Raw genomic sequence first — 23,749 nt, forward strand, 5'->3', positions numbered from 1 at the left:
AAATTACTCTGTGAGCACCCTACAATGACAAATACAACAAAGCTTGATCCGATTGAAACGGCCTCCCTTGACGAGTTACAGGCGCTGCAAACCGAGCGCCTGAAGTGGACGCTACACCACGCCTATAGCAACGTTCCGATGTATAAACGCAAGTTTGACGCGGCGGGCGTGCACCCTGACGACTTTAACGAGCTGGCCGACCTGCAAAAATTCCCCTGCACCACCAAACAGGATCTGCGCGATAACTATCCGTTTGATACCTTTGCGGTGCCGATGGAGCAGGTGGTGCGTATTCACGCCTCCTCCGGCACCACCGGCAAGCCGACGGTGGTGGGATACACCCAAAATGATATCGACAACTGGGCCAATATCGTGGCCCGTTCCCTCCGCGCGGCAGGCGGCAGCGCGAAGGACAAAATTCACGTGGCCTACGGCTACGGGCTGTTTACCGGCGGACTGGGCGCGCACTACGGTGCCGAGCGCTTAGGCGCGACGGTGATCCCAATGTCCGGCGGCCAGACGGAAAAACAGGCGCAGCTGATCCGAGACTTCCAGCCGGATATGATCATGGTGACGCCGTCCTACTGCCTGAACCTGATCGAAGAGCTGGAGCGCCAGATGGGCGGTGATGCCAGCGCCTGCTCCCTGCGCGTCGGCGTGTTTGGCGCGGAGCCGTGGACGCAGGCCATGCGCCGGGAGATCGAGAAGCGCTTAGGCATTACCGCGCTCGATATTTATGGCCTGTCCGAAGTGATGGGGCCGGGCGTGGCGATGGAGTGTCTTGAAACCGCCGACGGGCCGACCATCTGGGAAGACCACTTCTACCCGGAAATCGTTAACCCGAACGACGGCACGCCGCTGGGAGATGGAGAGCAGGGCGAACTGCTGTTCACCACCCTGACCAAAGAGGCGCTGCCGGTGATCCGCTACCGCACCCGCGACCTGACGCGCCTGCTGCCGGGCACCGCGCGTACCATGCGCCGAATGGACCGCATCAGCGGCCGCAGCGACGATATGCTTATTATTCGCGGCGTGAACGTCTTCCCGTCGCAGCTGGAAGAGGAGATCGTTAAGTTCGAACACCTCTCGCCGCACTACCAGCTGGAGGTAAACCGCCGCGGGCATCTTGATTCACTTTCGGTGAAGGTCGAGCTGAAACAGAGTAGCTTGACGCTCTCACACGAACAGCGCTGCCAGGTGTGTCACCAGCTGCGCCACCGCATCAAATCGATGGTGGGGATCTCCACGGACGTGACGATCGTCAACTGCGGCAGCATTCCGCGCTCGGAGGGCAAAGCCTGCCGGGTGTTTGATTTGCGGAAAGTTGCGGCCAACGGTTGAATTTCCCTCACCCTAACCCTCTCCCAAAGGGAGAGGGAACTTTTTACACCCTCTCCCTTTGGGAGAGGGCTGGGGTGAGGGGAAACCCCAAATTCCTGTGCTATGATTCATCCAGCCTAAAAAATACAACAGAATGAATCACATGAATAAACTCGACGTCTTTATCCAGCACGCCGTCAGCTCTGTTCCTATCAGCGGGACATCGCTCATCTCCTCGCTTTACGGCGACGCGCTGTCCCATCGCGGGGGGGAAATCTGGCTCGGCAGCCTGGCTTCTTTGCTGGAGGGAATGGGTTTTGGCGAGCGCTTCGTACGTACCGCGCTGTTTCGCCTCAATAAAGAGGGCTGGCTGGACGTTTCCCGCATCGGGCGTCGCAGCTTTTATCGGCTGAGCGACAAGGGGCTGCGCCTGACCCGCCGCGCGGAGAGCAAAATCTATCGCGCGGAGCTGCCCGCCTGGGAGGGTAAATGGCTGCTGCTTTTGTCCGAGGGGCTGGATAAAAACACGCTCGCGGATGTGAAAAAACAGCTGATCTGGCAGGGGTTTGGCACGCTGGCGCCGAGCCTGATGGCCTCGCCGTCGCAGCATCTGGCTGACGTGCAGTCGCTGCTTCACGATGCCGGGGTGGCGGAAAACGTTATCTTCTTTGAAGCGCACTCGCCGCTGGCGCTTTCCCGCGCGGCGCTGCGCTCGCGCGTGGAAGAGTGCTGGCAGCTCACCGAACAAAACGCCATGTACGAGACGTTTATCGACTCGTTCCGCCCGCTGCTGCCGCTGCTGAAGGAGGCCGAGCCGGAGGATCTTACCCCGGAACGCTGCTTCCAGATCCAGCTGCTGCTGATTCATTTTTATCGCCGCGTGGTGCTAAAAGATCCGCTCCTGCCGGAGGAACTCCTCCCCGCGCACTGGGCGGGTCAAAGCGCGCGGCAGCTCTGTATCAACATCTACCAGCGCGTCGCGCCGGGAGCGCTGGCGTTTGTCAGCGAAAAGGGGGAGACCTCCGTGGGCGAACTGCCCGTGCCCGGTACGCTCTACTATCAACGCTTTGGCGGCCTTAATACGTAAGGAGTGGCAATGCCTGTTTATCAGATTGACGGTTTAACGCCGGTGGTTCCTGAGGAAAGCTACGTTCACCCAACCGCGGTGCTGATTGGTGACGTGATTCTGGGCAAAGGCGTTTACGTTGGCCCTAACGCCAGCCTGCGCGGTGATTTTGGCCGTATCGTCATTAAAGACGGTGCCAACATTCAGGACAACTGCGTGATGCACGGCTTCCCGGAGCAGGATACCGTGGTGGAAGAGGACGGGCATATCGGCCATAGCGCCATCCTGCACGGGTGTATTATCCGCCGTAACGCCCTCGTCGGGATGAACGCGGTGGTGATGGACGGCGCGGCGATCGGTGAGAACAGCATCGTCGGCGCGGCGGCATTCGTGAAGGCTAAAGCTGACATGCCCGCAAACCATCTCATTATCGGCAGCCCGGCCAAAGCGATTCGGGAACTGAGCGCGCAGGAAATCGAATGGAAGAAGCAGGGCACGCGTGAATATCAGGTGCTGGTGGATCGCTGTAAGCAGACGATGCATCAGGTGGAGCCGCTGCGCGAAGTTGAAGAAGGGCGCAAACGCCTGACGTTTGATGAGAATTTGAGGCCGAAGTCCGCGGGGTAAGATGCTACTATCGGGTGGATAGTATTGATACACGATCAAGGAGTGAGATCGCTTATATGAAAAAGCACGTTTTTATGTTGGCATGTGTGGCAGCTCTTCTCGCAGGATGTGCGCCGCTACAGCCTTCGGGATGCCATAAAACCACGGCAACGGGCAGCTGCAGTTCCGGGCGCTGGGACGACCGGGATGAATGGGGCGCGCAGGCGCGTGGTATCAGGGATGCAGTGAATGCACAAATCGCTGACCCTAAGCGCTGGAAAGGGAAGCAATGCAGGCTGCATCTTGCCTTTGCCAAGGATGGCACCGCGACAGAGATATCAACCAGCAGCGGCAATAAAGAATACTGCGAAGCGCTAAAAGCTGCGGCCCGGAAAGCCACCTTCCCGCCCTTTACGCACCCTGACGTCTACCGTGATTTTCAACGAGCCGGCTTTGACATGCGTGGTTAATTGAAGGGGCCGTACGAGACGTACTAACATTTTGGCTGCAGGATAAATCTGGAACTGCTATACTGTATATAATTACAGTGTGAGGGGCGCATAATGGCTGTTGAAACAAAATTTGTTGTCGTAAGAAAAGGTGAAGAGAAAATGACTTTTGCCAGTAAGAAAGAGGCTGACGCTTATGACAAACTGCTCGATATGGCAGAAGCGTTCACCGACTGGCTGTTGCAAAGCGGAATGGAGATGGAAGAGAAGCAGGCCGAGGATCTTGGGCTCTACCTCGCTGAACAAAAAGAAACCGTTCAGCACATACTGCGAACCAGCAAACTCCCCGATCTCAGCGCCGCAGCGCCAGCTGAGGATGCGGAGCCAGAGGCGGCGGGCGGTAAAAAAATCAGAGCCGTTAAGGCTGCCTGACCGACTGAGCACGTCATCACCGATCCCGTAGCCGTAAGCAGAACATGACTCACGGCTTCTGGGATCGTGTCTGACACATCACTCTCAGTTTAAAGAACGTCTACGACCTCAAACTCTTCTGCAACAAGCTCCATATCCTGCGAAAAGTGGCCTTCACGCTCAAAAAAGCGCTGATGTTCCCTCTGCCAATACTCCAGGCTCAAATCGCCTTCACCTTCTTTGCGGGCAAACTCGGCGGTAACGTCACAAAAACGCACCAGCCGCATTGATACCAACCTGATGACGCATACCGGAACATCCTGGCCGTCAAGAATGATGTTATAGCTCCCGATCAAAGGGGCAGCTCCTTCCTTAAGGTAAGAGGTATAAGATCCGCAGGAGGCCGTTTTTTTTCCTGTTTTGATAAGCGCAGCAAGCGCGTTTGCGAGTTCCGGGCTATCGCCCATTTGCCAGGCGCTGGCGTCGGGGTATTTCACCTTTAATTCATCTACCGTAATCATCAAAAGAGATCCTGAGCGTAAAGAATAGAGACGTTGTTGAGCACCGATTGTATTAACGATGAAGCGTTGCTGCCAGCAGATCGGAATACGGCTAACACGCCCCCGGACTCCAGGGGTGTCATGAGGAATACTCAACAGGGCTCATTTACCCTGAAGCGTAGAGTTTCATACTCCTATCGGTAAGTATCCCTGCCACTCCGGGAGATCGCGACACCCTGTTTCGCAGGGTGTCAGATGTATAAACATCTCGCCTACCTTTTCAAGCAACAGGCAATCATCAACCTATTTCAAATTATACTGATAGCTATATATTCAACTATACAGCGTGATGGGCTACAACCGTGACCTTAATCAACCTTGTATCAACGGCCCGCTCGCGAAGGTTGTTATGACGGGAATTTTTCGGGAAAATTCAATATATAAAATAATATATAACGAGAGTATGGTTATGATTAAGAAACGAATGCAGCTCGGGCTGTCGGCGGTTGCGCTGCTGCAAATGTCATTCATGGCGCAGTTTTATCAGGCCAGCAGGACGAAAAACGGCGCGTGGCTGACTCTGCTGGCGCTGAAAGATGTCTCGTTTGGCCGCACCGACCCTTAGTCGATCCAAAAGGCCAGAATATTGTCTTCAGCCTGATGCTGGCTGAAAAGTATTACAACATGCCGGGTATGGCCGATAAGATTTTAGGCTCGCTGCAGAACCCCCAGCAGACCCATCAGGAAGGAGGTCTGCTTGCGTGTCTGGAAAGCGGTCAGGTGGATGCAGCGGCAGGGTATGAGAGCGAAGTCCGCTCGGATCATTTACCGTACGTGGCGCTGCCGGACGAAATAAACCTTCGCAATCCGTCGATGGCGAAACGGTGGTATGACACCGTTTCGCCATTAAGGACAGCAAAGGCCAGGATCGGTTGCTCCACACTCAACAGCGGAAAAGATGTTTATGGAATATGTTAAAAAAGATGGCGCATGATACGCCACATATTCTTATTCATTTGCAGTCGCAGTTATTTCATCTTCTGGCTCTTCAAAGTAAATACTTTTAATATCATCAATAAGTTTATTTACCCTACCTACTATTGCATCATCTTTATAAAAGTCAGTTTTCTCAACCAATTTGAAAAGTTCCGCAAAATCTTCTGGAGTTTTCAACGTCCCCTTTGTTTCATAATAATCAACAAATGCTTTAATGCCAAAAAACAATTGTCTCCTATGCTCCTGTAGTTGGGTGTTTTTCTCTGATAAGGTAGCGTTTTGCATTTCTAATAGCTTGATTCGATTTACAAGACTATCCGCCTTATTTGTTTTTGTAACAAGCTTGATTCGCAAGTCTTGAAATTCATCTTCAACTTCAAGATCGGCTTTTCTATCTGCACGCCTGATTTTAGCAAACTCTTTTGCCGTAACCTTTGAAATCCAATGTGTTACATAAGGGGTTAAAGCTGATGCAAGGGTGCCAAATAGGATTGGCAAGCCGAAATGTGCAAACCAAGGCGGGAGCATGATTCCGAACCACATTTGGCTTGTGAAGATAATAGACAATGTATAAAAAATATCTTCACTTGATTTGAATAGAATTAATATCTCCTGCCAGTTCACCAACAGGAAAGAAACTAAAATATAAAAATATATTTTATTGAAAATTTTATCTTTTATTGCCTCTGACAGAGACTGGTTTGGACTAAGAGCCTCTTCATTCCCTGGCTTTACTACTTCGTCTGACATGGAAGCTTCCTTACAAATGAAATCTAACAATAACTAAATCACCAGATGGTGATTTAGTTATATCTTTCGGTTAAAGAAACCACTCAGGTTTAACACCAAAGCGCGAGGATAGCGCTTTAATGTGAGCGATGGTCAGAGAGCGCTGGCCGGACAGAATCTGGCTAACCAGTGATTTAGATCCGATCTCCTCTTTCAGATCAGAGTAGGAGAGCTTGTGCTGGTCAATCAGGGTGCGCAGCAGTGCAACGCCGACCGGCATTTCAGCGATAGCTTTGTTGAATTCAGCGAAACGAGGGCTGTTATCTTCATAGTCGGCAATTTTGCTCGCCAGGAAGTCTATTAGCGGGTTCTCATCATCGTTCTCGATCAGGTAATCCACCAGTTCCATCGCTTCGCGGTAATCGCTCTCGGACGAACTGCCCCCCAGGAACGGGACAGCAGCTACGAGTTGTTTGGTTGCTTCAATGGCTTTCGCAGTGTTGGTAATCATTCTTTGTTCTCCCTGTAATAGCGGGTCAACTTGTCGTAATCAGCGTGGGTTGCGATATGCTTCACATAGAAGCGTTTATTCACGAAATTGATATAGGCGATAACCCTCAAGTTGTTGCCCCCTACATCCAAAACCCACCACTTATTCCGGTACTTAAAATTATCCAGGCTTGGTATCAGAGTTCGCAGATCGGCTGGAGAAGAGAAGTCCGTCTCGCGCACTAAGCGGTACAGAGCCCGAATGGCTAACGAATCGTTGGGATATCGCTTTGCCGCTTCCTCAAAAGGGTCTTTTGAAATTACGTGCATCTTGCGGTCGTTCCATCCGTTCACATTATGTGAACATGATAGCACCGCACTTTACCGTTTACAATATGTGAACGTCAACATTGAATTTCACCCCTCATTTGGTCAGGTAATTTTCCGTTTCTAAAGGATAACCTTTTACCAAACGATCCAATATCCCGACCATTAAGAGTGATTAAACTGATGAGATTGAGAACGTACATGCTTATGCTGTTTCACTGTGGGAAGCGAGCGGCAGACAGCAGAGTCAGGAATGAAAATCTGCGACGTTCCCCAAATTTTCGATAGGGTTCAGCTCCCTACAGCCCCAGATCGCTCAAAGAGGGATGATCGTCAGGGCGTCTGCCGAGAGGCCAGTGGAACAGCCGCTGCGATTCGCCGATCGGCATGTCATTGACGCAGGCGAAACGGCGGGTCATTAGCCCGTCCTGGTTAAACTCCCAGTTTTCATTGCCGTAAGAACGATACCAGTTGCCTGAATCATCATGCCATTCATAGGCATAGCGCACGGCTATGCGGTTTTCGGTAAATGCCCAAAGCTCTTTTATCAGGCGATAGTCCAGCTCTTTCTTCCATTTGCGGTCCAGAAATGCCTGGGCCTCCTCGCGGTTAGTCGCAAATTCCGCGCGGTTACGCCATTGGGTATCCAGAGAGTAGGCAAGGGCAACTTTGGCAGGGTCGCGGCTATTCCAGCCATCCTCAGCCAGTCGGACTTTTTCAATTGCAGTTTCGCGCGTAAAGGGAGGTAGCGGTGGACGGATGTTCATGATTCATTCCTCAGGTTGCTATTAAGTAGACAGATCTGTCTACTTGCGTTAATCTATGCCTGAAAAATAACGCTGTCAACATGTCAATGGAGGCCGGAATTTGGAAAACACATCCAGCAAGAATAACGACGGGAAATTGAGCGTCCGGGATAAAATAGTGCTTACCGCGCACGAGCTGTTTTATACCACCGGGTTTAAGGCAACGGGCGTGGATACCATCATCAAGCAGGCGCACGTGACGAAGGTGACGTTTTATCGCCATTTTCCGAGTAAAAGCCTGCTCATTCTGGCCTATTTAAACTACCGGCATGAAGTATGGATTGACTGGTTCGAGACCGCGCTGCGCCTGAATGTCGAGAAGGGGAAAGCATCGTCAGAGGCCATATCGGCAACGCTTTATGAATGGTTCATTTCGCCTCTGTTCCACGGTTGCGCTTTTATTAACGCCAGCGCAGAAGCGAAATCCGAGGATATTGAGAGCGAAATAAAAGACATTTGCCGCAGGCATAAAATGGAAGCAAAAGAAAAGATTGCGGCGCTAACCCGTATTTCCGACGCCCCACGGCTTGATGAAATCATGATTCTGATCGACGGTGCCATAATTCATGCGCAAATGGGCATGGATATCGAGGACATTATCGATCGGCTTAAGAGCGGGCTGGAGAAAATTATCGGCTGCGCCGCTGAGGGTGAGGTGTAATCGGCTCAACAACACGAGTCGGTTTATTAATGGCCGTGCTTACGCAATACTGAGCGGAATTCTAAGCAAGGAAAACAACATGACCCTACGTTTACGCCAGGCCACCTCAGCCGATTCACAGTTGCTGAGCGATTTAGGCTATGAGATCTATCCTGCTCACTTTGCACCTCTGTGGGTATCAGAAGCAGAAATGAACGATTTTCTCTCCGGGGAGTATGCTCTCCCGGTGCTCGAAAAAAGCCTGAGGGAGGAGGGTGTCACCTGGTATGTGGCACAAACCGATCGCCCGATAGGTTTTACAAAGGTCTCATGGGAAGCCGCGATGCCGGGCACCGGCGAGGTTGGTGTACTGCTTAACAAAATTTATCTGGCTCCCGCTGAGACGGGCAAAAATTATGGTCAGGTAATGTTTGAACAAATGGTTCAGCTCGCCAGAAATAAGGGCAAAGCGATGCTATGGCTGGAAGTGCTCGAGCAGAACGAAGGGGCCTATCGGTTCTATCAAAAACAGGGGATGCTCTGCGTCAACGAGGTCGCGTTTGAAACCGCGTCTCAGCGGAGCATGCTGAAAATTATGAGACTGTCTTTATAGCCGTTTCTCGCTACCGATCGTCGTGTTCCTCCTCCGGGGCCATCTCCAGCGCGCTCGCGCTGGCGGGGTCAAAGAGTGAGATACTCTCAATCTGATTGAGCAAAATGACCTTGCGGAAATCCATGGCGCTGCGGGGTTCCGAATCAAGCGTAATGTCATGTTCGTCGTACCATTTGCTGTAGTTATTTTCGATGCGCAGGTTCATCGTTTTTTCGTCGCGATAGCCGCTAAGCATCGGGATCAGCACGATGTTGGCCGTCTTTTCATACTCCAGCGTGGCGGTATGGATCATGCCGACATAAATCCGCCGCGACCTCAGCGCCACCTGCGCCAGCTCGCCTTGCTCCATGCACTGGTAAAGCAGCTGCTCAATACCGCTCGACTGCGCCAGGCGCTTATACAATTTTCTCCTGCCTTCACCGTCCAGCCTCGCGCTGCCTGCCCAGTTGGAGCGATAAAGACAAAACAGGATCGCGAACGCCAGCATTACCACCACCGGTGCCTGAATTCCCAGGAAGCTCCAGTTCATAAAATCAATCTGCCAGTCGGCATACTTCTGCGAGGTAAAGTGGAAGTTATTGTCCGCTGCCGAAAGTGCGAACAGCAGCAGCCAGAGCAGGCCGGTGGCAATGACGCCCTGTAAAACGAAAATACAGCCATACAGCGCGACGAGGAAATAGACGTCCCAGCCGAAGGAGCGTTTGATTTTAAAGCGGGTTGAGAGATCGCGGCTGGTGTACCAGTACCCGCACACCATCAGCACCATAAAGATCGCCGTTCCCATATCAGGCCCTCTTCAGCGCGGTGACGTGGCGCAGGAAATCCTGACGCACCTCGTTGCTTTTGTAGTTCACCGAGGCGTTCCCGTCCTGATCGATAATGATGCGGTCACCGTCCTCAACGGCTTCAATAATCTCCTGCTGCGTCATCACCTGAAGCAACGATTCCGGGCTTGAAAAGAGAGAGAGAAAGAAACGTCTCATCGTGAAGCATCCTTATGAATAAAAAGGATAAGCCTGGAAGATAAATGACAAGTTCGCCTTAAGGTTTTCCCTAAAAGCACTGCCGAGCGGCAGGGTTTTTATTTCGGTGGAAAAAATGCACGTATAGCTAGCTTTTTAAGCTATTGAAATATATGTGTAAAAAAATAAATTTATACACAAACTTGGACAAATAACAATGGTTGTGTAAGTTTTAATTATGCGATTACGCCACGTTGTTTACAGCCAGGATGTGACCCATGAGCACGTTGCCCACCGTCATCAGTCGATTTGTTGATTACTACACCGCGCTGGATAGCCAGCCACCGTCGGCGCTGGCGGGGCTTTATGACCCCGAAGCCACGCTTATCGACCCGTTCGGTGAGCATAATGGGCTATTTGCGATCCAGCGTTACTTTACCCATCTGCTGGCTAACGTGGAAAACTGCCGTTTTTCCATCGATCCCCCGCTGAGTAACGAACGCCGTTTTGTCGTTACCTGGACGATGCACTGGTCGCATCCGCGCATTGCCGGGGGAGAGCAGCTTGAGCTACCGGGCTGTTCGGTGGTGGACGTGGAAAACGATCTGATCGTCCGTCAGCGGGATTACTACGATGCCGGAGAGATGATCTATGAACATCTTCCCGTACTCGGCTGGGCGGTGCGCGGCGTGAAGCGCAGGGTGAAATCATGAATACGGTACTTATCACCGGCGCGAGCTCCGGCATTGGCGCCGGGCTGGCGAGGTCCTATGCGGATGACGGCTATCACGTCATTGCCTGCGGACGCGATCCGTCGCGTCTTGAAGCCCTGCATCAGCACAGCCCCAACATCACCGTGCGCCTGTTCGATATGACGGACAGGGACGCCTGTCGCCAGGCCCTGACGGGGCTGTATGCCGATACGGTCATCCTCTGCGCCGGAACCTGCGAATACTTCGACCGCGGCGTGGTAGATGCCGCGCTGGTGGAGCGGGTGATGACCACCAATGTCCTCGGCCCGGTTAACTGCCTGGCCGCGCTTCAGCCACAGCTGGCGGCGGGCAACCGCGTGGTCCTCGTCAGCTCGATGGCGCACTGGCTGCACTTCCCGCGAGCCGAAGCCTACGGCGCGTCGAAAGCCGCCTTAACCTGGTTCGCCGAAACGCTGCGCCTCGACTGGGAACCGAAAGGGATCGGCGTGACCGTCGTTTCACCCGGATTTGTCGATACGCCGCTGACCCAAAAAAATGATTTCGCCATGCCGGGAAAGGTGAGCGTTGAATACGCGGTGAAGGCGATTCGTGCCGGGCTGGCGAAAAATAAAAAACACATTGCATTCCCCACCGGGTTTGGCCTGATTTTACGGCTGCTGTCAGGGCTACCCGCGTTTATGCAGAATGCGCTCCTGCGCAGGATGGTGCGGTCATGAACATCGCTATTATCGGCAGCGGCATTGCCGGATTAACCTGCGCCTGGCGGCTGGCTGGCCACCATCAGGTCACCGTGTTTGAGGCCGGAGCCACGCCGGGCGGACACACCGCGACGGTAGACGTCTCCACGCCGCAGGGGAACTACGCCATAGACACCGGTTTTATCGTCTACAACGATCGCACCTATCCGCGCTTTATGGGGTTGCTCAGCGAGCTGGGCATCAGTGGGCAGAAAACGCAGATGAGCTTTTCGGTTCACAACCCGAAGACGGGGCTGGAGTACAACGGACACACCCTGACGTCGCTGTTTGCCCAGCGTCGTAATCTGGTGAACCCCGCGTTCTGGTCGCTGCTGAAAGAGATCGTGCGCTTTAACCGGCTGGCGAAACAGGCGCTGGCGGCGAACGTTGATCCCCACGCCACGCTGCAGACCTTTCTCGATCGGCATCGCTTTACGCCATTTTTCGCTCGTCACTACATTCTGCCGATGGGGGCGGCCATCTGGTCGTCGTCGCTGCAGGAGATGAAGCGCTTCCCGCTGCCGCTTTTCCTGCGTTTCTTCGAAAATCACGGCCTGCTCGACGTCACCCACCGTCCGCAGTGGTACGTGGTGCCCGGCGGATCGCGGGAGTACATCCGCGCGATGCTCGACAAGCTCGGAAACCGCGTAACGTTACGCCTGAACGCGCCCGTGCAGCGGGTGAGCCGCGACGAGCGGGGCGTCACGATCCGGCTGGACAACGACAGCCAAACCTTCGATCGGGCGATCTTTGCCTGCCATTCCGGGCAGGCGCTGGCGATGCTGGACGATCCTACGCCCGCAGAACGTGAGGTGCTGGGGGATATTGGCTGGCAGCGCAACGAGGTGGTGCTACACAGCGACAAACGCTGGCTGCCGGTGCGCGAGCGCGCCTGGGCGAGCTGGAACTACCGCCTGAGCGAGCGGGATCGGGCCAGCGCCTGCGTCACCTACAACATGAATATTCTGCAGGGGCTGCCCGCCGGAAGCCCGCTGTTCTGCGTCACCCTGAACCCTGAAACGCCGGTGGATGAACGCTTTGTCCTGAAGCGTTTTGTCTATGAACACCCGCTGTTTAACCCGAAAAGCTGGCGCGCGCAGGCGCGTCGCGGCGAGATCAACGGCCATAACCGGAGCTGGTTCTGCGGCGCCTACTGGTACAACGGTTTTCACGAAGACGGCGTGCGCAGCGCGCTGGACGTGGTGCACGGTCTGGCGGCAGAGGAGGGCAACTGAGATGAATAGCTGCCTTTATCACGGCGCGCTGCGCCACCGCCGGCTGCAGCCGAAAGCGCACGACTTTACCTACACCGTCTTTATGGCCTGGCTGGATCTCGACGAGCTTGATGCGCTGCCCGCCGCTGGCGTGCGCCGCAACCGGTTTGCCGCCGCCTCGTTTTACGATGAGGATTACCCACTGGGCGCGCCGCTAAAGGCGAACGTGCTTGCGCGCCTGCAGAGCCTGACCGGTGAGCGTCCCGACGGGCGCGTGATGCTCCTGTCGCAGCTGCGCTACTTCGGCTTTCATTTTAATCCGGTCAATTTTTACTACTGCTATGACCGGGCAGAAAGCCTGCGCTGGGTGCTCGCCGAGGTGCGCAATACGCCCTGGAACGAGCGGCATTACTACGCGGTGAACGGGCAGAACGCGCAGCCAACGGAAAAAGCGTTCCACGTCTCGCCGTTTAACCCGATGGAGATGGTTTACCACTGGCGCTTCAACAGCCCAGATAACACCCTCAGCATGCATATTGAGAACCATCAGGACACGAAGGTCTTCGACGCCACGCTGGCGCTTCGCCGGGAGCCGCTTACGCGCGCGTCGCTGAGGCGGATGCTGGTGCGGATCCCGCTGATGACGCTCAAAACCGTTTTCGCCATTTACTGGCAGGCGCTGAGGCTGTGGCTCAAGCGCGTGCCGCTGCATAACCATCCCGTCAGCAGGAGTGAACGCTCATGACCGATCCCGTCTTTGCGCTTGAACCCGATATTCCGCGCAACGTTCGCGTCGCGCGCTGGCTGCTTTTCCGCCTGTTGAGCGGCATCCGAGGCGGATCCCTCACCGTGCGCGAAGGGGCGCAGGCCTTTCAGTTTGGCGACCCCTCCGCTGCGCTACACGCTGATGTTCAGGTCCTGACGCCGGGGGTTTACTGGCGCGTCTTAACGGGCGGCAGCCTTGCCGCGTCCGAAGCCTGGATGGACGGCGAGTGGGAAACTGCCCAGCTTACGCCGCTTCTGCAGCTCCTGGCCCTCAACGGTGACGTGCTCGGACGGCTGGAAAACGGCTTCCGCCTGTTCGGCAGGCCGGTTGAGCGTCTGCGCCACTGGATGCGCCGCAACTCGCGCGCGCAGGCGAGGGACAATATTGCCGCCCATTACGATCTGGGGAATACCTTTTACGCCCATTTCCTCGATAAAGAGCTGCTCTATTCCAGCGCGCTGTTTACCCATGAGGAGCAGGATCTGACGGCGGCCCAGCGGGCAAAAATGGCGCGCCTGTGCGATCAGCTTGCGCTCACCCCGGACGACCACCTGCTGGAAATCGGCACCGGCTGGGGGGCGATGGCGGAGTACGCCGCGCGTCATTACGGCTGCAGGGTAACGACCACCACGCTCTCTAAAGAGCAGTACCTTTGGGCAACGGAGCGGATCGCCCGCGCCGGGCTGCAGGACCGCGTGGAGGTGCTGCTCTGCGACTATCGCGATCTGACCGGCCAGTACGACAAGCTCGTGTCGATTGAGATGATTGAAGCGGTGGGGCAAAACTATCTCCCGACGTTCTTCCGCACCTGCCAGGCGCGGCTGCGCCCGGGGGGACGCATGGCGATCCAGGCCATCACCATTCAGGATCAGCGCTACCGCGCCTACAGCAAAAGCGTCGATTTTATCCAGCGCTACATCTTTCCCGGCGGCTTTTTACCGAGCATCACCGCCATGAACGAGCTGATGACGCGCCACACCGATTTTGTGGTGCGCAACCTTTTCGACATGGGGCCGGACTACGCCCGCACGCTGGCCCATTGGCGGCAGCGCTTTGTCCACGCCTGGCAGGAGATCGAAGCGCTGGGGTTTGACGAGCGCTTTCGCCGGATGTGGCTTTACTATTTTGGCTACTGTGAAGCCGGGTTCAACGCCCGCACCATCAGCGTGGTTCAGCTGACTGCGGAACGCGTATGAGACGTTACGGGCAGGTGTTCCTGATGGCGATTGCGTTCGATCTCTACTGGACGCTGGTGGTGCTGTTTCGCGAGCGCGGTCTGGTTATCTGGATCGTACTGGCGATCGTCGCCTGCCTGATGCTCGCGCCTGCGCGCAGGCTGTATGCCATTTTACTTGCCGCCGCGGGCTGCCTGCTCGATGCCCTCTGGGCGGTGACGGGGCTGATTGCCTTTACGGGCGACTCGCTGATGCCCCTGTGGATGATGGCGCTGTGGCTGATGTTCGCCGTCGTCTGGACGCACCTGACCTACACCACGACCTTGCCCGGCTGGATGTTAACGCTGCTGGCAACCGCGGGCGGGCCGGTGGCCTACCTCATCGGGGAGCGGCTGGGCGCGATTGCGTTTCTGGAGCCCACCTTCATCGTCGTCAGCTGGATGGCGCCCGGCTGGCTGGTGCTGATGCTGTTTTTCCACCTGCTGATGGGGAGACAACAATGAGAGCCGTGCTGCTGTTGATCTGCATGGTCGTTTTCACCTCAACGACATACGCCGCCGACTGGCTCGGCTGGCGAAAGGTGGGAAGCGCCACGCTCACCTGGGGGCCGTTCACCGTTTACACCTCGCAGCTGCTGACGCCGGACGGGCGCTACGGAGGCGCAAACGGAGATTGTGCGCTGGTTATCACCTACGCGCGCGATATCGATCGCGAGGAGCTGGTCGAGGCAACGCGCGACCAGTGGCGGGCGCAGGGCATTGTGCAGCAAGAGCCGCAGAGCGAAGCGTGGCTTCGCATGCTGGGAGCGCTCTGGCCGGACGTCACGACGGGTTCACAGCTGGCGTTTGTGCTTAAGAACAGGCAGGGGCAGTTCTGGTATCGCGCTCCCGCGCAGGCAGTTTTTACTCCACTCGGGCCACTTCAGTCAGCGGGGTTCAGCACGCGCTTTCTGGCAATATGGCTCGATCCCCGTACCCGATATCCCGAACTGCGCCAGCAGCTCATCGGAGGTCAACAATGAAACGTATTATGATCGCGGCCTTTGCCCTGACGATGCTGCTGGCAGGCTGCAGCACGGAGGTAACGGAGTACCGTCAGCAGCAGCCGACGCTGGACATCTTCACGTATTTCCAGGGTAAAACCGAGGCGTGGGGAATGGTGCAGGATCGCAGCGGAAAGCAGATCCGCCGTTTTCACGTTGAGATCGCCGGAGACGTCATTGGCGATACGCTGACCCTCACCGAGCATTTTGTCTACGACGACGGCGAAAAACAGCAGCGCGTCTGGCATATCCGCCGCGTGGCGGCAGACCGCTATGAAGGGACGGCAGGCGATATCGAAGGCGTCGCCTCCGGCCAGGCGGCGGGGAACGCCTTCAACTGGCGCTACAGCATGAACGTCAAGGCTGACGGTAAAACCTGGCTGCTGCACTTCGACGACTGGATGTACCTGCAGGACGGAACGCACCTGTTCAATAAAACCGAAATGAAGAAATTTGGCGTCACCGTCGCCACGGTGACGCTCTTCTTTACCCGTAAAGCGTGATTTAGGCGCTGGCGGGGCGGGATTTATTGCTGGAGTAGATGAAGTACAGGGCAATGCTCAGGCAGAGAACGGCGGCCAGGCGGCTCGTTGAAAACGGAATGGCTTCGTTGTTCAGCCAGCCGAAGTTATCAATCAGCATGCTCATGCTGAGCTGACCCAGAATGACCGCCACCGTGGCAACCGCGGTGCCGATGCGCTGTACGGCGAGCACCATCACGACGATGTACGGCACGCCGCACAGCGCGCCCAGCAGCTGCCACTTCGGCACGTCCATCAGGCTAACCGCCTGTTTCGGCTCAAAGAAGAAGATGAGCAGGGCGGTTACCAGCGCGCCCACTGAAAAGGTCAGAAACGCGCTTTTAAATACGCCCACGCTGTTGCCTAACTGCCCGTTAATGGCGGCCTGAGCGCTCAGCGTCGCGCCGCCGATAACGGCTAGCATAATCATAATTACGGTCATAACGTTACCCCTGGGCCACGAGAATAAGCGCGGCAATAATGAACGCCAGCGCGATAATGCGTTTCGTATCGATCCTGCGGTGCGGCGTACCCAGCAGACCGTAGTGGTCGATGATCAGGCTTTTAAATACCTGCCCCGCCAGAATGCCGATCATGGTCATAGCGATGCCGATGGCCGGAGTGGCAACGGTGAGGATGATGACGTAGACCGGGCCGAGCACGCCGCCGAGCAAATGCCACGAGGGCTGGGCAAAAAACGACGGGCTATTGCGCGGGCTGAAGAATAGCATCAGTAAAAACGTCAGCCCCGTCCCCACGCTAAAAATGCTGAACGCGGCCCACAGGTCGCCGACCTCTGCGCCCAGCGGACCCAGCAGGCCAGCTTCAACGGACAACCCCATGCCGCCGGCAATAACCAGTAAAATCAAAATGATGTGCATAATGCCTCTTCTACCTTTTTCTTGGTCCAGAAGATTACGTCCGATCATCATTGAGAAAAATGCCATAATGCAGGAAACACCTGTGCAGGATATGCATTAATGATTAACGTCGGAAACATCAACATTCGCGCGCTGATGATCTTTATCGCGGTTTATGAAACGCAGAATTTTTCGGTGGTTGCCAGACGGGAGGGGATCTCGGCGTCGCAGGTTTCCCGCGTCATCCACCAGCTTGAGGACGCCCTCGGGCAACAGCTTTTCTATCGCAACACGCGGGCGATTATTCCGACGGAAAGCGGGCATCTTTTCGTTCAGTATGCCCGGGCAATGGCGGGGAATCTTGAGGATGCGAGGCGCGAGCTGGACGAACGCGCGAGTGAGCCGTCGGGCACGCTGCGTATCAACGGCCCGGTTTTCTTCGGTCAACGACACATTGCGCCGGGTCTGCCCACGCTTTCGGCACGTTACCCCCGCCTCACTATCGAGCTCACGCTCACCGACGATTTTATCGACCCGCACCGTGACGCCGCTGACGTGATCTTCCGCATCGGCGCGCTCACGGATTCCTCGTTTCACGCCCGCGTATTCGGGCAGCAGTTCTATCATCTGGCGGCCTCGCCGGACTATGTGCGTAAACACGGCGCGCCTCAAGGTCCGGAAGATCTTAACCATCATCGCTGCCTTCTGTATCGCGGCTCGTCCGGTCCTAACCGATGGCTGATTCGGCAGCCGGGCGAGGCGTGGGTTCACTATCCTATTTCCCCGCTGATGACCTCAAATAACGCCGAAACGCTGCTGATTGCCGCGCTGGGCGGGATGGGGATCGTGCTATTCCCCGACTGGATGGTGAGCGAAAGGCTGAGAAGCGGCGAGCTGGTGGCGCTCATGCCGGGGCTGGAGTGTTCTATTACGACGGAGCCGCTTACTATTGCGGCGATTTATCCGAACGCGCGGCATCCGCCCCTTAACGTCAGGGCGGTGATTGATTATTACATCGAGCGCTTCGGCACGCCGCTGTACTGGCAAACCTGAGGGTTAGCGGGAAAGCTCGCGGCGAATGATGTCGGCTCCGGCACTGAGCGCCTTCAGCTTGCCGTTGGCCACCTGGCGGGAAAGGGGAGCCATACCGCAGTTGGTCGACGGGTAGAGCTTGTCCGCATCGACAAACTGCAGCGCTTTACGCAGGGTGTCGGCAACGTCTTCCGGGCTTTCAACCGTATTCGTGGCGACGTCGATCGCGCCTACCATCACTTTTTTACCGCGGATCAGCTCCAGCAGATCCATCGGCACGCGCGAGTTGTGGCACTCCAGGGAAATAATGTCGATGTTCGAGGTCTGCAGCTTAGGGAAGGCCTCTTCGTACTGTCGCCATTCCGAACCCAGCGTCTTTTTCCAGTCGGTATTGGCCTTGATGCCGTACCCGTAGCAGATGTGTACGGCGGTTTCACACTTCAGTCCTTCAATGGCGCGCTCCAGCGCGGCGATGCCCCAGTCGTTGACCTCATCGAAAAAGACGTTAAAGGCCGGTTCGTCGAACTGAATAATATCGACCCCGGCGGCCTCCAGCTCGCGGGCTTCCTGGTTAAGAATTTTGGCGAATTCCCAGGCCAGCTTCTCGCGGCTTTTGTAGTGAGCATCATAAAGCGTATCGATCATGGTCATCGGGCCCGGCAGCGCCCATTTAATCGGCCTGTCGGTGAGCTGACGCAGGTACTTTGCATCGTCAACGAACACCGGCTTCTGGCGCGTCACGGCGTCGACAACGGTGGGCACGCTCGCGTCGTAGCGGTTGCGAATGCGTACGGTCTGACGGTTCTCAAAATCCACGCCGCTGAGGTGCTCAATAAAGGTGGTCACGAAGTGCTGACGGGTCTGCTCGCCGTCGCTGACGATATCGATACCTGCCCGAAGCTGCTCGTCCAGGGACAGGCGAAGGGCATCCTGCTTACCCGCCAGTAGCTCTTGATCCTGTAATTTCCACGGCGACCACAGGGTTTCCGGTTGAGCAAGCCAGGTTGGCTTTGGCAGGCTGCCTGCCGTAGACGTTGGGAGCAATGTTTTCATAATAAAAAGACCTTATTCGATTAATTAAAGCGTGAAGTTATGAGACCACTGCTCAAGACGTTGCTGGAAAGGCTTAATAAACTGCTCTTCCGTAAATTTACCCTGCTGGATCGCCAGCTGGCTGCGCTCTTCCCGGTCATACACAATTTTGGTTAAGGAATGATCCTGCTGATTCAGATCCGGCTGATAGCACTGGCCCGCGGTTGAGTTAGCGTTATAAATTTCAGGGCGATAAATCTTCTGGAACGTTTCCATCGTGCTGATGGTGCCAATCAGCTCAAGATTCGAGTAGTCAGCCAGCAAATCGCCGGAATAATAGAAGGCGAAAGGCGCCGCGCTGTTTTCCGGCATGAAGTAACGCACCTTCAGGCCCATCTTGCCGAAGTACTGCTCGGTCAGCGAGGTGCCGTCGGGCTGATACTCGATGCCCAGCACCGGGTGGGTGTTACCGGTGCGGTGGTAAGTGTCCTTGCTGGAGACGCTCAGGCAGATCACCGGCGGCTTTTTGAAGTGTTCTTTGTATTCGGCAGAGTGGGTGAAGTGCTTGAAAATGTTGCCGTGCAGTTCGCCAAAGTTCTCTGGAATACTGAAGGTTGACCGATCCTTATTGTGTTCGAGCAGCAAGACGCTGAAATCATAGTCACGCACGTAGGACGAGAAGTTATTCCCGACGATACCCTCGATGCGCTCGTTGGTTTTTTTATCGACAATAAAGGTTTGCAGTATTTCAATGGCCGGGAAGCTATTTTCGCCATCGACGTTCATATCCACGGAAATAATCTCAAGCTCAACCGCGTAGCGATCGGCTTTAGGGTTATCCCAGCGCGCCAGGGCGTTGAAGCGGTTGTTGATCATCACCAGCGTGTTGCGCAGATTTTCCTGACGCTTTTCGCCACGCGCCAGGTTGGCAAAGTTGGTGGTAGTACGCGTATTTTCTGACGGGTTGTAATTTTCATCGAAGCAACTGCGCTTAAGGCTAAATGTAAAAGCTTTACTCATTGTGGTTATGCATCCTAAGTTCATGTTGCCAGGAAGTTATCAATGCATAATTTATGCCTGAGCCAGTGGCGCAGGGGAAGTGACTTAATTTCAATGCAACATGAGGGAAGTTCATGAGGGGCTTAGGCCCCTCGTATTTAGGCTGTAGGACGTTCATTCCAGGCGTCACTGTGCACGATGTTCCCGTCTACGATGCGCCAAGTGATTTTTTCATACTGCAGGCTAACGCTTTCTACATGGTTCATTTTGTCGTTGGCGGCGATCTTTACGTTTGGTACGCTGCAGTTAACGCCAGTCACCTTAACGTGTTCCATTAACACGGTGTAATAACACACCTCCTGCCCGGCATCATTAATATGATAGAACCTGATTTCAGCGCTTTTAAAAGCCTGGCCGGTAGAGGCGGCTTTGTAGAGATAGGGCGTGGCGCTATCAACTTCCTTTTCGAACCGCATGGAAGAGTGCTGTCGTGTGCCGGTGATCTTGCCGTTTGCGCTGTCTACCGGAAGATTAAGACCGTGACTTAGCCCGATAATCTCAATGCTGCCTTCACGGCCTTTGACGTCCACCGATCCTGTGATGCACGCGCCGCCATCATCTTTAAGCCACAAATAGGGAGGAATTGGCATGCTCTATTTCCTTATTTTTTCTAATAATGTAATTGTTAAGATATAAATCATCATAGAAATGATTAACACGGTTAAAATATCGATATTTGTATATGTTTCGTACATGGTTTCAGCGTTGACGTCATCATAGATGAAATAACAGACAGAGGAGGCCACGTCATGATTGATATACATTTCGGCTGGTCCTAAAGTGCGACCAGTCAAAAGGCTAATCAGTAAAAACCATGCTGTTTTGAAAATTTTAAAGCGCCAATTACGCACAAGTATGGGTGTAACCATTTTCAAAAACCTCCACCCATCCGCGTGCCATAAGCGTACGCATACAGGGAACCGGAATAAGTTCTGTACTCATCAGTGCGTTACGGATCATTGCATAATCAGAATTATGGGCGATAGTTATACATCCCTCCGACACCGTGCCCGGATGCAGCCTAAACAAACCTCGATAAACATTATCAATCCAGGTGCCGTCGTCGATTCCCCAGTCGTCCTTGTATAAGGCGAACCATTCATCACGCCCAAATTCTGCGCCGGATCTAATTTTGTTCCACCGATCCTGAAGATTAGCTTTTATACCCGATAAGAAGCCTCCGGCCCCTCTGTCAACAATCCAGTATTTACCCGGTGGAATCGGGCCCGAACCTTTAATTGCGCCGCAAAAACCATTGTTACGGTAAGCACCTTGCCCCGAATGCGCCATAAATACGCCAACGCCATACAGGTTGAAAGGCGCATAGTCAGCACCATTAAGCATCATTGTTCCATTTATAGCCACAGTCTCTTATCATCCTATCTATACAATAAAGCCGAGCCTACGCCTGAAGTGAGCTGGAATATTCGACCCACATCATATTTTTTCTTGGCCCAATTTTTTTAAGAAAATGACGTGGCATTTTTTAATCACTATAAAGATATTATCGTTATTAAATGTTGAGGGAATTGTGGGACTGACTCAGGCCAGGATACGCCACGCCTGCTTGTCTGGCGTATCCTGCCCAATTCCCGCTATAATCCCCTCAAATTTCCAACCGGTTTAGATACGATCATGACAAAACTCACCTTACAAGAGCAGATGTTGAAAGCGGGCCTCGTGTCCAGCAAGAAAATGGCTAAGGTTCAGCGCACGGCGAAAAAATCTCGCGTGCAGGCTCGCGAGGCGAGAGAAGCCGTCGAAGAAAACAAGAAGGCGCAGATCGAGCGCGATAAACAGCTTAGCGAGCAGCAGAAGCAGGCCGTGCTGGCGAAGGAGTTTAAAGCGCAGGTGAAGCAGCTGATTGAGATGAACCGCATTACCGTTTCAAGAGGCAACATCACCTTTAACTTTACCGACGGCAATCTGATCAAAAAAATTGAGGTCGATAAGCAAACTCAGACCCAGCTGATCAACGGCCGTCTGGCGATTGCGCGCCTGGTGATTAACGCCAACGGCGACTGCGAATACGCGATCATCCCGGCGGTGGTTGCCGATAAAATCGCCCAGCGCGATGCCGACAGCATCGTTCTAAACAGCGCGCTGAGCCAGGAAGAGCAGGATGAAGACGATCCGTACGCGGACTTCAAAATCCCTGACGATTTGATGTGGTAAACCCTGTTTAAAACGGTGCAGCGTGACGGGCGTTGATTGCCTCTCCGCTCACCGGATGCACAAAATCCAGCCCGCTGGCGTGCAGCATCAGCCGCGGCGTCGTTCCGGCGCCGGGCCATTCAAGGCCGCCATATAAATCGCAGCCCAAAATAGGGTGGCCCAGTTGCTGGCAGTGAATGCGCAGCTGGTGCGTACGCCCGGTTTCCGGCGTAAGTTCAACCCGCGTCAACGGCAACCCCGTCGCCTGATAAAAACGTTCGATCACCCGGTAGCGCGAGCGGGCCGGTTTGCCCGTGACGGCGCAAATCGACATCAGCGGAAACAGCGCCGGATCTTTAGCAATTGGCGCATCGATTATCCCTTCGTCATTCTCAACGTGTCCGCAGAGCAGCGCGGCATAGACCTTGCTCACCGCACGCTGGGTGAACTGATGGCACAGCGCGGCGTTGATCGCTTTGTTTCGCGCGATCGCCATAATCCCGGACGTGCCAAAATCCAGACGATGCACCAGCGTGCAGCCTGGAAAAGACTGAACCAGACGATAATGAACGGAATCGAGGTTCTGCGGATTTTTGCCTGAAAGGCTGAGAAGTCCGGAGGGCTTGTTGATCAGCAGCAGATGTTCGTCCTGCCAGAGGAGTTCAATTTCGTCGAAACACGGCGGGGCAACAAACGTATCATTAATGGCAGACATTAAAAGGAACCGCTGGAGAATGAGCGCGGATGATAACGAAATGCGGGTAAAAGAAAAACCCTCCCACCGGGCGGTGAGAGGGCGAAATCTTAGGCTGCGACGAAGCCGTCGATCGCTGCTTTCGCGTCAGACTGCGCTTTGGTCGCCACTTCCGGACCGTAGGCGATACCTTCAGCGAACACGAAGTTCACGTCGGTGATGCCGATGAAGCCCAGGAACAGGGTCAGGTACGGCGCAACCAGATCGGTTGGGGTATCTTTGTGAATACCGCCGCGGCTGGTCAGAACCACAGCACGCTTGCCCGTCACCAGACCTTCAGGGCCTTTCTCGGTGTAACGGAAGGTCACGCCAGCGCGCGCTACCAGGTCGAAGTAGTTCTTCAGCTGGGTAGGGATGTTGAAGTTGTACATTGGTGCGTTGATGACGATAACGTCGTGCGCCTGCAGTTCCGCAATCAGCTCGTCGGACAGCGCCAGGGCTTCCTGCTGACGCGGCGTCAGGGGAGCATCGCTTGGACGCAGCGCGCCAACCAGTTCACCGTCAAGCACAGGAATCGGGTTTGCGGCCAGGTCACGCACGGTGATTTCGTCCGCTGGATGCTGTTCACGCCACTGCTCAACGAAATAATCGGACAGCTGACCAGACTGAGAGTACCCTGCCAGAATACTGGATTTTAATACTAATACTTTGCTCATGGGTGATTCCTGTTTTTGCATTTGATTGAAGGGGGTTGCCCCGTTGCTTGTTGACACTTTATTCACAATCCTGTCGCAGGGATAGCGCAATATATCGAAGCCTATGTTCGAAATTTTTGA

32 protein-coding genes and 2 pseudogenes are annotated in these 23,749 nt (G+C 54.7%); 18 read left to right on the top strand and 16 right to left on the bottom strand.

Features of this window, described 5'->3' with window-relative positions:
- Positions 1–24 precede the first annotated feature (24 nt).
- The 5 genes from paaK (at position 25) to VPX56_RS11010 (ending at position 3,873) form a co-directional block, all read left to right on the top strand.
- The gene (gene paaK, locus VPX56_RS10990; RefSeq protein WP_326471734.1) at positions 25–1,341 is read left to right on the top strand and encodes a phenylacetate--CoA ligase PaaK; all 1,317 of its coding nucleotides are present in this window, start codon (positions 25–27) and stop codon (positions 1,339–1,341) included.
- Positions 1,342–1,474: 133 nt separating this feature from the next.
- Positions 1,475–2,407 (top strand): phenylacetic acid degradation operon negative regulatory protein PaaX, encoded by a 933-nt coding sequence (gene paaX / locus VPX56_RS10995; protein WP_326471736.1) that lies wholly within the window; start codon positions 1,475–1,477, stop codon positions 2,405–2,407.
- A gap of 9 nt (positions 2,408–2,416) precedes the next feature.
- Positions 2,417–3,013, top strand: coding sequence for a phenylacetic acid degradation protein PaaY (paaY, locus tag VPX56_RS11000; RefSeq protein WP_131632755.1), 597 nt, complete (start codon positions 2,417–2,419; stop codon positions 3,011–3,013).
- A gap of 56 nt (positions 3,014–3,069) precedes the next feature.
- A complete protein-coding gene (locus tag VPX56_RS11005) occupies positions 3,070–3,462 on the top strand; it encodes a cell envelope integrity TolA C-terminal domain-containing protein (RefSeq protein ID WP_326471739.1) in 393 nt (130 codons plus the stop codon).
- 93 nt (positions 3,463–3,555) lie between these two features.
- On the top strand, positions 3,556–3,873 hold the full coding sequence (locus VPX56_RS11010) for a YebG family protein (RefSeq protein ID WP_326471741.1): 318 nt from the start codon (positions 3,556–3,558) through the stop codon (positions 3,871–3,873).
- An 89-nt stretch (positions 3,874–3,962) separates the two neighbouring features.
- On the opposite strand, the gene VPX56_RS11015 is transcribed toward VPX56_RS11010, so the two are convergent.
- Positions 3,963–4,373: an ASCH domain-containing protein gene (locus VPX56_RS11015; protein ID WP_263611617.1), complete on the bottom strand. Its 411-nt coding sequence runs from the start codon at positions 4,371–4,373 to the stop codon at positions 3,963–3,965.
- 165 nt (positions 4,374–4,538) lie between these two features.
- Positions 4,539–4,655, bottom strand: a pseudogene (locus VPX56_RS11020) (DUF1543 domain-containing protein); the annotation flags it as partial.
- Positions 4,656–4,884: 229 nt separating this feature from the next.
- Between VPX56_RS11020 and VPX56_RS11025 the strand changes: the two are divergent.
- Positions 4,885–5,299: pseudogene (locus VPX56_RS11025) on the top strand (substrate-binding domain-containing protein); the annotation flags it as partial.
- A gap of 61 nt (positions 5,300–5,360) precedes the next feature.
- Here the strand turns inward: VPX56_RS11025 and VPX56_RS11030 are convergent.
- The 4 genes from VPX56_RS11030 to VPX56_RS11045 all read right to left on the bottom strand — a co-directional run bounded on the left by VPX56_RS11030 (position 5,361) and on the right by VPX56_RS11045 (position 7,660).
- Positions 5,361–6,098 (bottom strand): hypothetical protein, encoded by a 738-nt coding sequence (locus tag VPX56_RS11030; protein WP_326471743.1) that lies wholly within the window; start codon positions 6,096–6,098, stop codon positions 5,361–5,363.
- Between the two features lie 70 nt (positions 6,099–6,168).
- Positions 6,169–6,588, bottom strand: coding sequence for a helix-turn-helix domain-containing protein (locus VPX56_RS11035; RefSeq protein ID WP_326471745.1), 420 nt, complete (start codon positions 6,586–6,588; stop codon positions 6,169–6,171).
- Positions 6,585–6,896: a type II toxin-antitoxin system HigB family toxin gene (locus VPX56_RS11040; protein WP_326471747.1), complete on the bottom strand. Its 312-nt coding sequence runs from the start codon at positions 6,894–6,896 to the stop codon at positions 6,585–6,587. Before VPX56_RS11040 ends, VPX56_RS11035 begins: the two co-directional genes overlap by 4 nt.
- A 296-nt stretch (positions 6,897–7,192) precedes the next feature.
- Positions 7,193–7,660 (bottom strand): nuclear transport factor 2 family protein, encoded by a 468-nt coding sequence (locus VPX56_RS11045; RefSeq protein WP_131632752.1) that lies wholly within the window; start codon positions 7,658–7,660, stop codon positions 7,193–7,195.
- A 100-nt stretch (positions 7,661–7,760) separates the two neighbouring features.
- Here VPX56_RS11045 and VPX56_RS11050 point away from each other — a divergent pair, with 100 nt between their 5' ends.
- Positions 7,761–8,360, top strand: coding sequence for a TetR/AcrR family transcriptional regulator (locus VPX56_RS11050; RefSeq protein WP_326471750.1), 600 nt, complete (start codon positions 7,761–7,763; stop codon positions 8,358–8,360).
- Positions 8,361–8,439: 79 nt separating this feature from the next.
- Positions 8,440–8,952, top strand: a complete 513-nt coding sequence (locus VPX56_RS11055; protein WP_326471752.1) for a GNAT family N-acetyltransferase — start codon at positions 8,440–8,442, stop codon at positions 8,950–8,952.
- A gap of 10 nt (positions 8,953–8,962) precedes the next feature.
- Here VPX56_RS11055 and VPX56_RS11060 read toward each other — a convergent pair whose 3' ends face one another.
- Positions 8,963–9,736 carry a hypothetical protein gene (locus VPX56_RS11060; RefSeq protein ID WP_326471754.1) on the bottom strand — a complete coding sequence of 258 codons (774 nt, stop codon included), beginning with the start codon at positions 9,734–9,736 and terminating at the stop codon, positions 8,963–8,965.
- Position 9,737: 1 nt separating this feature from the next.
- Complete coding sequence (locus VPX56_RS11065) at positions 9,738–9,935, bottom strand: hypothetical protein (protein WP_032669954.1); 198 nt, start codon at positions 9,933–9,935, stop codon at positions 9,738–9,740.
- A 257-nt stretch (positions 9,936–10,192) separates the two neighbouring features.
- On the opposite strand from VPX56_RS11065, the gene VPX56_RS11070 reads away from it, so the two are divergent.
- The 8 genes from VPX56_RS11070 to VPX56_RS11105 are packed head-to-tail and all read left to right on the top strand — an operon-like array spanning position 10,193 to position 16,064.
- Positions 10,193–10,627, top strand: a complete 435-nt coding sequence (locus tag VPX56_RS11070; RefSeq protein WP_326471757.1) for a nuclear transport factor 2 family protein — start codon at positions 10,193–10,195, stop codon at positions 10,625–10,627.
- Positions 10,624–11,343, top strand: coding sequence for an SDR family NAD(P)-dependent oxidoreductase (locus tag VPX56_RS11075; protein ID WP_326471759.1), 720 nt, complete (start codon positions 10,624–10,626; stop codon positions 11,341–11,343). The genes VPX56_RS11070 and VPX56_RS11075 overlap by 4 nt, the downstream gene beginning before the upstream one ends.
- Positions 11,340–12,599 carry an NAD(P)/FAD-dependent oxidoreductase gene (locus VPX56_RS11080; protein WP_326471761.1) on the top strand — a complete coding sequence of 420 codons (1,260 nt, stop codon included), beginning with the start codon at positions 11,340–11,342 and terminating at the stop codon, positions 12,597–12,599. Before VPX56_RS11075 ends, VPX56_RS11080 begins: the two co-directional genes overlap by 4 nt.
- Before the next feature lies 1 nt (position 12,600).
- On the top strand, positions 12,601–13,323 hold the full coding sequence (locus VPX56_RS11085; protein ID WP_326471763.1) for a DUF1365 domain-containing protein: 723 nt from the start codon (positions 12,601–12,603) through the stop codon (positions 13,321–13,323).
- Positions 13,320–14,540, top strand: coding sequence for a cyclopropane-fatty-acyl-phospholipid synthase family protein (locus VPX56_RS11090; RefSeq protein ID WP_326471765.1), 1,221 nt, complete (start codon positions 13,320–13,322; stop codon positions 14,538–14,540). The genes VPX56_RS11085 and VPX56_RS11090 overlap by 4 nt, the downstream gene beginning before the upstream one ends.
- Positions 14,537–15,022, top strand: coding sequence for a DUF2878 domain-containing protein (locus tag VPX56_RS11095; protein ID WP_326471767.1), 486 nt, complete (start codon positions 14,537–14,539; stop codon positions 15,020–15,022). The genes VPX56_RS11090 and VPX56_RS11095 overlap by 4 nt, the downstream gene beginning before the upstream one ends.
- The gene (locus tag VPX56_RS11100; RefSeq protein WP_326471769.1) at positions 15,019–15,540 is read left to right on the top strand and encodes a hypothetical protein; all 522 of its coding nucleotides are present in this window, start codon (positions 15,019–15,021) and stop codon (positions 15,538–15,540) included. The genes VPX56_RS11095 and VPX56_RS11100 overlap by 4 nt, the downstream gene beginning before the upstream one ends.
- On the top strand, positions 15,537–16,064 hold the full coding sequence (locus VPX56_RS11105; RefSeq protein ID WP_131632740.1) for a DUF3833 domain-containing protein: 528 nt from the start codon (positions 15,537–15,539) through the stop codon (positions 16,062–16,064). The genes VPX56_RS11100 and VPX56_RS11105 overlap by 4 nt, the downstream gene beginning before the upstream one ends.
- Before the next feature lies 1 nt (position 16,065).
- Here VPX56_RS11105 and VPX56_RS11110 read toward each other — a convergent pair whose 3' ends face one another.
- Both VPX56_RS11110 and VPX56_RS11115 read right to left on the bottom strand, forming a co-directional pair.
- The gene (locus VPX56_RS11110) at positions 16,066–16,524 is read right to left on the bottom strand and encodes a DMT family transporter (protein WP_326471772.1); all 459 of its coding nucleotides are present in this window, start codon (positions 16,522–16,524) and stop codon (positions 16,066–16,068) included.
- A gap of 4 nt (positions 16,525–16,528) precedes the next feature.
- Positions 16,529–16,963 (bottom strand): DMT family transporter, encoded by a 435-nt coding sequence (locus VPX56_RS11115; RefSeq protein WP_326471774.1) that lies wholly within the window; start codon positions 16,961–16,963, stop codon positions 16,529–16,531.
- A 99-nt stretch (positions 16,964–17,062) separates the two neighbouring features.
- Here VPX56_RS11115 and VPX56_RS11120 point away from each other — a divergent pair, with 99 nt between their 5' ends.
- Entirely contained in the window at positions 17,063–17,995 is a 933-nt protein-coding gene (locus VPX56_RS11120; RefSeq protein ID WP_326471776.1) for a LysR family transcriptional regulator, read from the top strand.
- A 3-nt stretch (positions 17,996–17,998) separates the two neighbouring features.
- On the opposite strand, the gene VPX56_RS11125 is transcribed toward VPX56_RS11120, so the two are convergent.
- The 4 genes from VPX56_RS11125 to VPX56_RS11140 form a co-directional block, all read right to left on the bottom strand.
- A complete protein-coding gene (locus VPX56_RS11125) occupies positions 17,999–19,027 on the bottom strand; it encodes a methionine synthase (protein WP_131632737.1) in 1,029 nt (342 codons plus the stop codon).
- Positions 19,028–19,051: 24 nt separating this feature from the next.
- The gene (locus VPX56_RS11130; protein ID WP_263611601.1) at positions 19,052–20,026 is read right to left on the bottom strand and encodes a DUF1852 domain-containing protein; all 975 of its coding nucleotides are present in this window, start codon (positions 20,024–20,026) and stop codon (positions 19,052–19,054) included.
- A 137-nt stretch (positions 20,027–20,163) separates the two neighbouring features.
- The gene (locus VPX56_RS11135; protein ID WP_326471780.1) at positions 20,164–20,655 is read right to left on the bottom strand and encodes an Hcp family type VI secretion system effector; all 492 of its coding nucleotides are present in this window, start codon (positions 20,653–20,655) and stop codon (positions 20,164–20,166) included.
- A 253-nt stretch (positions 20,656–20,908) separates the two neighbouring features.
- Positions 20,909–21,430, bottom strand: a complete 522-nt coding sequence (locus tag VPX56_RS11140; protein WP_131632733.1) for a DUF2778 domain-containing protein — start codon at positions 21,428–21,430, stop codon at positions 20,909–20,911.
- 270 nt (positions 21,431–21,700) lie between these two features.
- On the opposite strand from VPX56_RS11140, the gene VPX56_RS11145 reads away from it, so the two are divergent.
- A complete protein-coding gene (locus tag VPX56_RS11145) occupies positions 21,701–22,240 on the top strand; it encodes a DUF2058 domain-containing protein (RefSeq protein ID WP_326471783.1) in 540 nt (179 codons plus the stop codon).
- Positions 22,241–22,247: 7 nt separating this feature from the next.
- On the opposite strand, the gene VPX56_RS11150 is transcribed toward VPX56_RS11145, so the two are convergent.
- Together VPX56_RS11150 and azoR are read right to left on the bottom strand one after the other, a co-directional pair.
- On the bottom strand, positions 22,248–22,934 hold the full coding sequence (locus tag VPX56_RS11150) for an RluA family pseudouridine synthase (RefSeq protein ID WP_326471785.1): 687 nt from the start codon (positions 22,932–22,934) through the stop codon (positions 22,248–22,250).
- Positions 22,935–23,023: 89 nt separating this feature from the next.
- Positions 23,024–23,629: an FMN-dependent NADH-azoreductase gene (gene azoR / locus VPX56_RS11155; RefSeq protein WP_131632730.1), complete on the bottom strand. Its 606-nt coding sequence runs from the start codon at positions 23,627–23,629 to the stop codon at positions 23,024–23,026.
- Between the last annotated feature and the right edge of the window lie 120 nt (positions 23,630–23,749).

Source organism: Enterobacter wuhouensis, from assembly GCF_035835995.1.
Taxonomy (GTDB): domain Bacteria; phylum Pseudomonadota; class Gammaproteobacteria; order Enterobacterales; family Enterobacteriaceae; genus Enterobacter; species Enterobacter wuhouensis.

Excerpts from the sequence above, each read along its gene's own strand:
- paaK (WP_326471734.1), top strand. The coding sequence starts at position 25 with ATGACAAATACAACAAAGCTTGATCCGATTGAAACGGCCTCCCTTGAC.
- paaX (WP_326471736.1), top strand. The coding sequence starts at position 1,475 with ATGAATCACATGAATAAACTCGACGTCTTTATCCAGCACGCCGTCAGC.
- paaY (WP_131632755.1), top strand. The coding sequence starts at position 2,417 with ATGCCTGTTTATCAGATTGACGGTTTAACGCCGGTGGTTCCTGAGGAA.
- VPX56_RS11005 (WP_326471739.1), top strand. The coding sequence starts at position 3,070 with ATGAAAAAGCACGTTTTTATGTTGGCATGTGTGGCAGCTCTTCTCGCA.
- VPX56_RS11010 (WP_326471741.1), top strand. The coding sequence starts at position 3,556 with ATGGCTGTTGAAACAAAATTTGTTGTCGTAAGAAAAGGTGAAGAGAAA.
- VPX56_RS11015 (WP_263611617.1), bottom strand. The coding sequence starts at position 4,373 with ATGATTACGGTAGATGAATTAAAGGTGAAATACCCCGACGCCAGCGCC.
- VPX56_RS11030 (WP_326471743.1), bottom strand. The coding sequence starts at position 6,098 with ATGTCAGACGAAGTAGTAAAGCCAGGGAATGAAGAGGCTCTTAGTCCA.
- VPX56_RS11035 (WP_326471745.1), bottom strand. The coding sequence starts at position 6,588 with ATGATTACCAACACTGCGAAAGCCATTGAAGCAACCAAACAACTCGTA.
- VPX56_RS11040 (WP_326471747.1), bottom strand. The coding sequence starts at position 6,896 with ATGCACGTAATTTCAAAAGACCCTTTTGAGGAAGCGGCAAAGCGATAT.
- VPX56_RS11045 (WP_131632752.1), bottom strand. The coding sequence starts at position 7,660 with ATGAACATCCGTCCACCGCTACCTCCCTTTACGCGCGAAACTGCAATT.
- VPX56_RS11055 (WP_326471752.1), top strand. The coding sequence starts at position 8,440 with ATGACCCTACGTTTACGCCAGGCCACCTCAGCCGATTCACAGTTGCTG.
- VPX56_RS11060 (WP_326471754.1), bottom strand. The coding sequence starts at position 9,736 with ATGGGAACGGCGATCTTTATGGTGCTGATGGTGTGCGGGTACTGGTAC.
- VPX56_RS11065 (WP_032669954.1), bottom strand. The coding sequence starts at position 9,935 with ATGAGACGTTTCTTTCTCTCTCTCTTTTCAAGCCCGGAATCGTTGCTT.
- VPX56_RS11070 (WP_326471757.1), top strand. The coding sequence starts at position 10,193 with ATGAGCACGTTGCCCACCGTCATCAGTCGATTTGTTGATTACTACACC.
- VPX56_RS11075 (WP_326471759.1), top strand. The coding sequence starts at position 10,624 with ATGAATACGGTACTTATCACCGGCGCGAGCTCCGGCATTGGCGCCGGG.
- VPX56_RS11080 (WP_326471761.1), top strand. The coding sequence starts at position 11,340 with ATGAACATCGCTATTATCGGCAGCGGCATTGCCGGATTAACCTGCGCC.
- VPX56_RS11085 (WP_326471763.1), top strand. The coding sequence starts at position 12,601 with ATGAATAGCTGCCTTTATCACGGCGCGCTGCGCCACCGCCGGCTGCAG.
- VPX56_RS11090 (WP_326471765.1), top strand. The coding sequence starts at position 13,320 with ATGACCGATCCCGTCTTTGCGCTTGAACCCGATATTCCGCGCAACGTT.
- VPX56_RS11095 (WP_326471767.1), top strand. The coding sequence starts at position 14,537 with ATGAGACGTTACGGGCAGGTGTTCCTGATGGCGATTGCGTTCGATCTC.
- VPX56_RS11100 (WP_326471769.1), top strand. The coding sequence starts at position 15,019 with ATGAGAGCCGTGCTGCTGTTGATCTGCATGGTCGTTTTCACCTCAACG.
- VPX56_RS11105 (WP_131632740.1), top strand. The coding sequence starts at position 15,537 with ATGAAACGTATTATGATCGCGGCCTTTGCCCTGACGATGCTGCTGGCA.
- VPX56_RS11110 (WP_326471772.1), bottom strand. The coding sequence starts at position 16,524 with ATGACCGTAATTATGATTATGCTAGCCGTTATCGGCGGCGCGACGCTG.
- VPX56_RS11115 (WP_326471774.1), bottom strand. The coding sequence starts at position 16,963 with ATGCACATCATTTTGATTTTACTGGTTATTGCCGGCGGCATGGGGTTG.
- VPX56_RS11120 (WP_326471776.1), top strand. The coding sequence starts at position 17,063 with ATGATTAACGTCGGAAACATCAACATTCGCGCGCTGATGATCTTTATC.
- VPX56_RS11125 (WP_131632737.1), bottom strand. The coding sequence starts at position 19,027 with ATGAAAACATTGCTCCCAACGTCTACGGCAGGCAGCCTGCCAAAGCCA.
- VPX56_RS11130 (WP_263611601.1), bottom strand. The coding sequence starts at position 20,026 with ATGAGTAAAGCTTTTACATTTAGCCTTAAGCGCAGTTGCTTCGATGAA.
- VPX56_RS11135 (WP_326471780.1), bottom strand. The coding sequence starts at position 20,655 with ATGCCAATTCCTCCCTATTTGTGGCTTAAAGATGATGGCGGCGCGTGC.
- VPX56_RS11145 (WP_326471783.1), top strand. The coding sequence starts at position 21,701 with ATGACAAAACTCACCTTACAAGAGCAGATGTTGAAAGCGGGCCTCGTG.
- VPX56_RS11150 (WP_326471785.1), bottom strand. The coding sequence starts at position 22,934 with ATGTCTGCCATTAATGATACGTTTGTTGCCCCGCCGTGTTTCGACGAA.
- azoR (WP_131632730.1), bottom strand. The coding sequence starts at position 23,629 with ATGAGCAAAGTATTAGTATTAAAATCCAGTATTCTGGCAGGGTACTCT.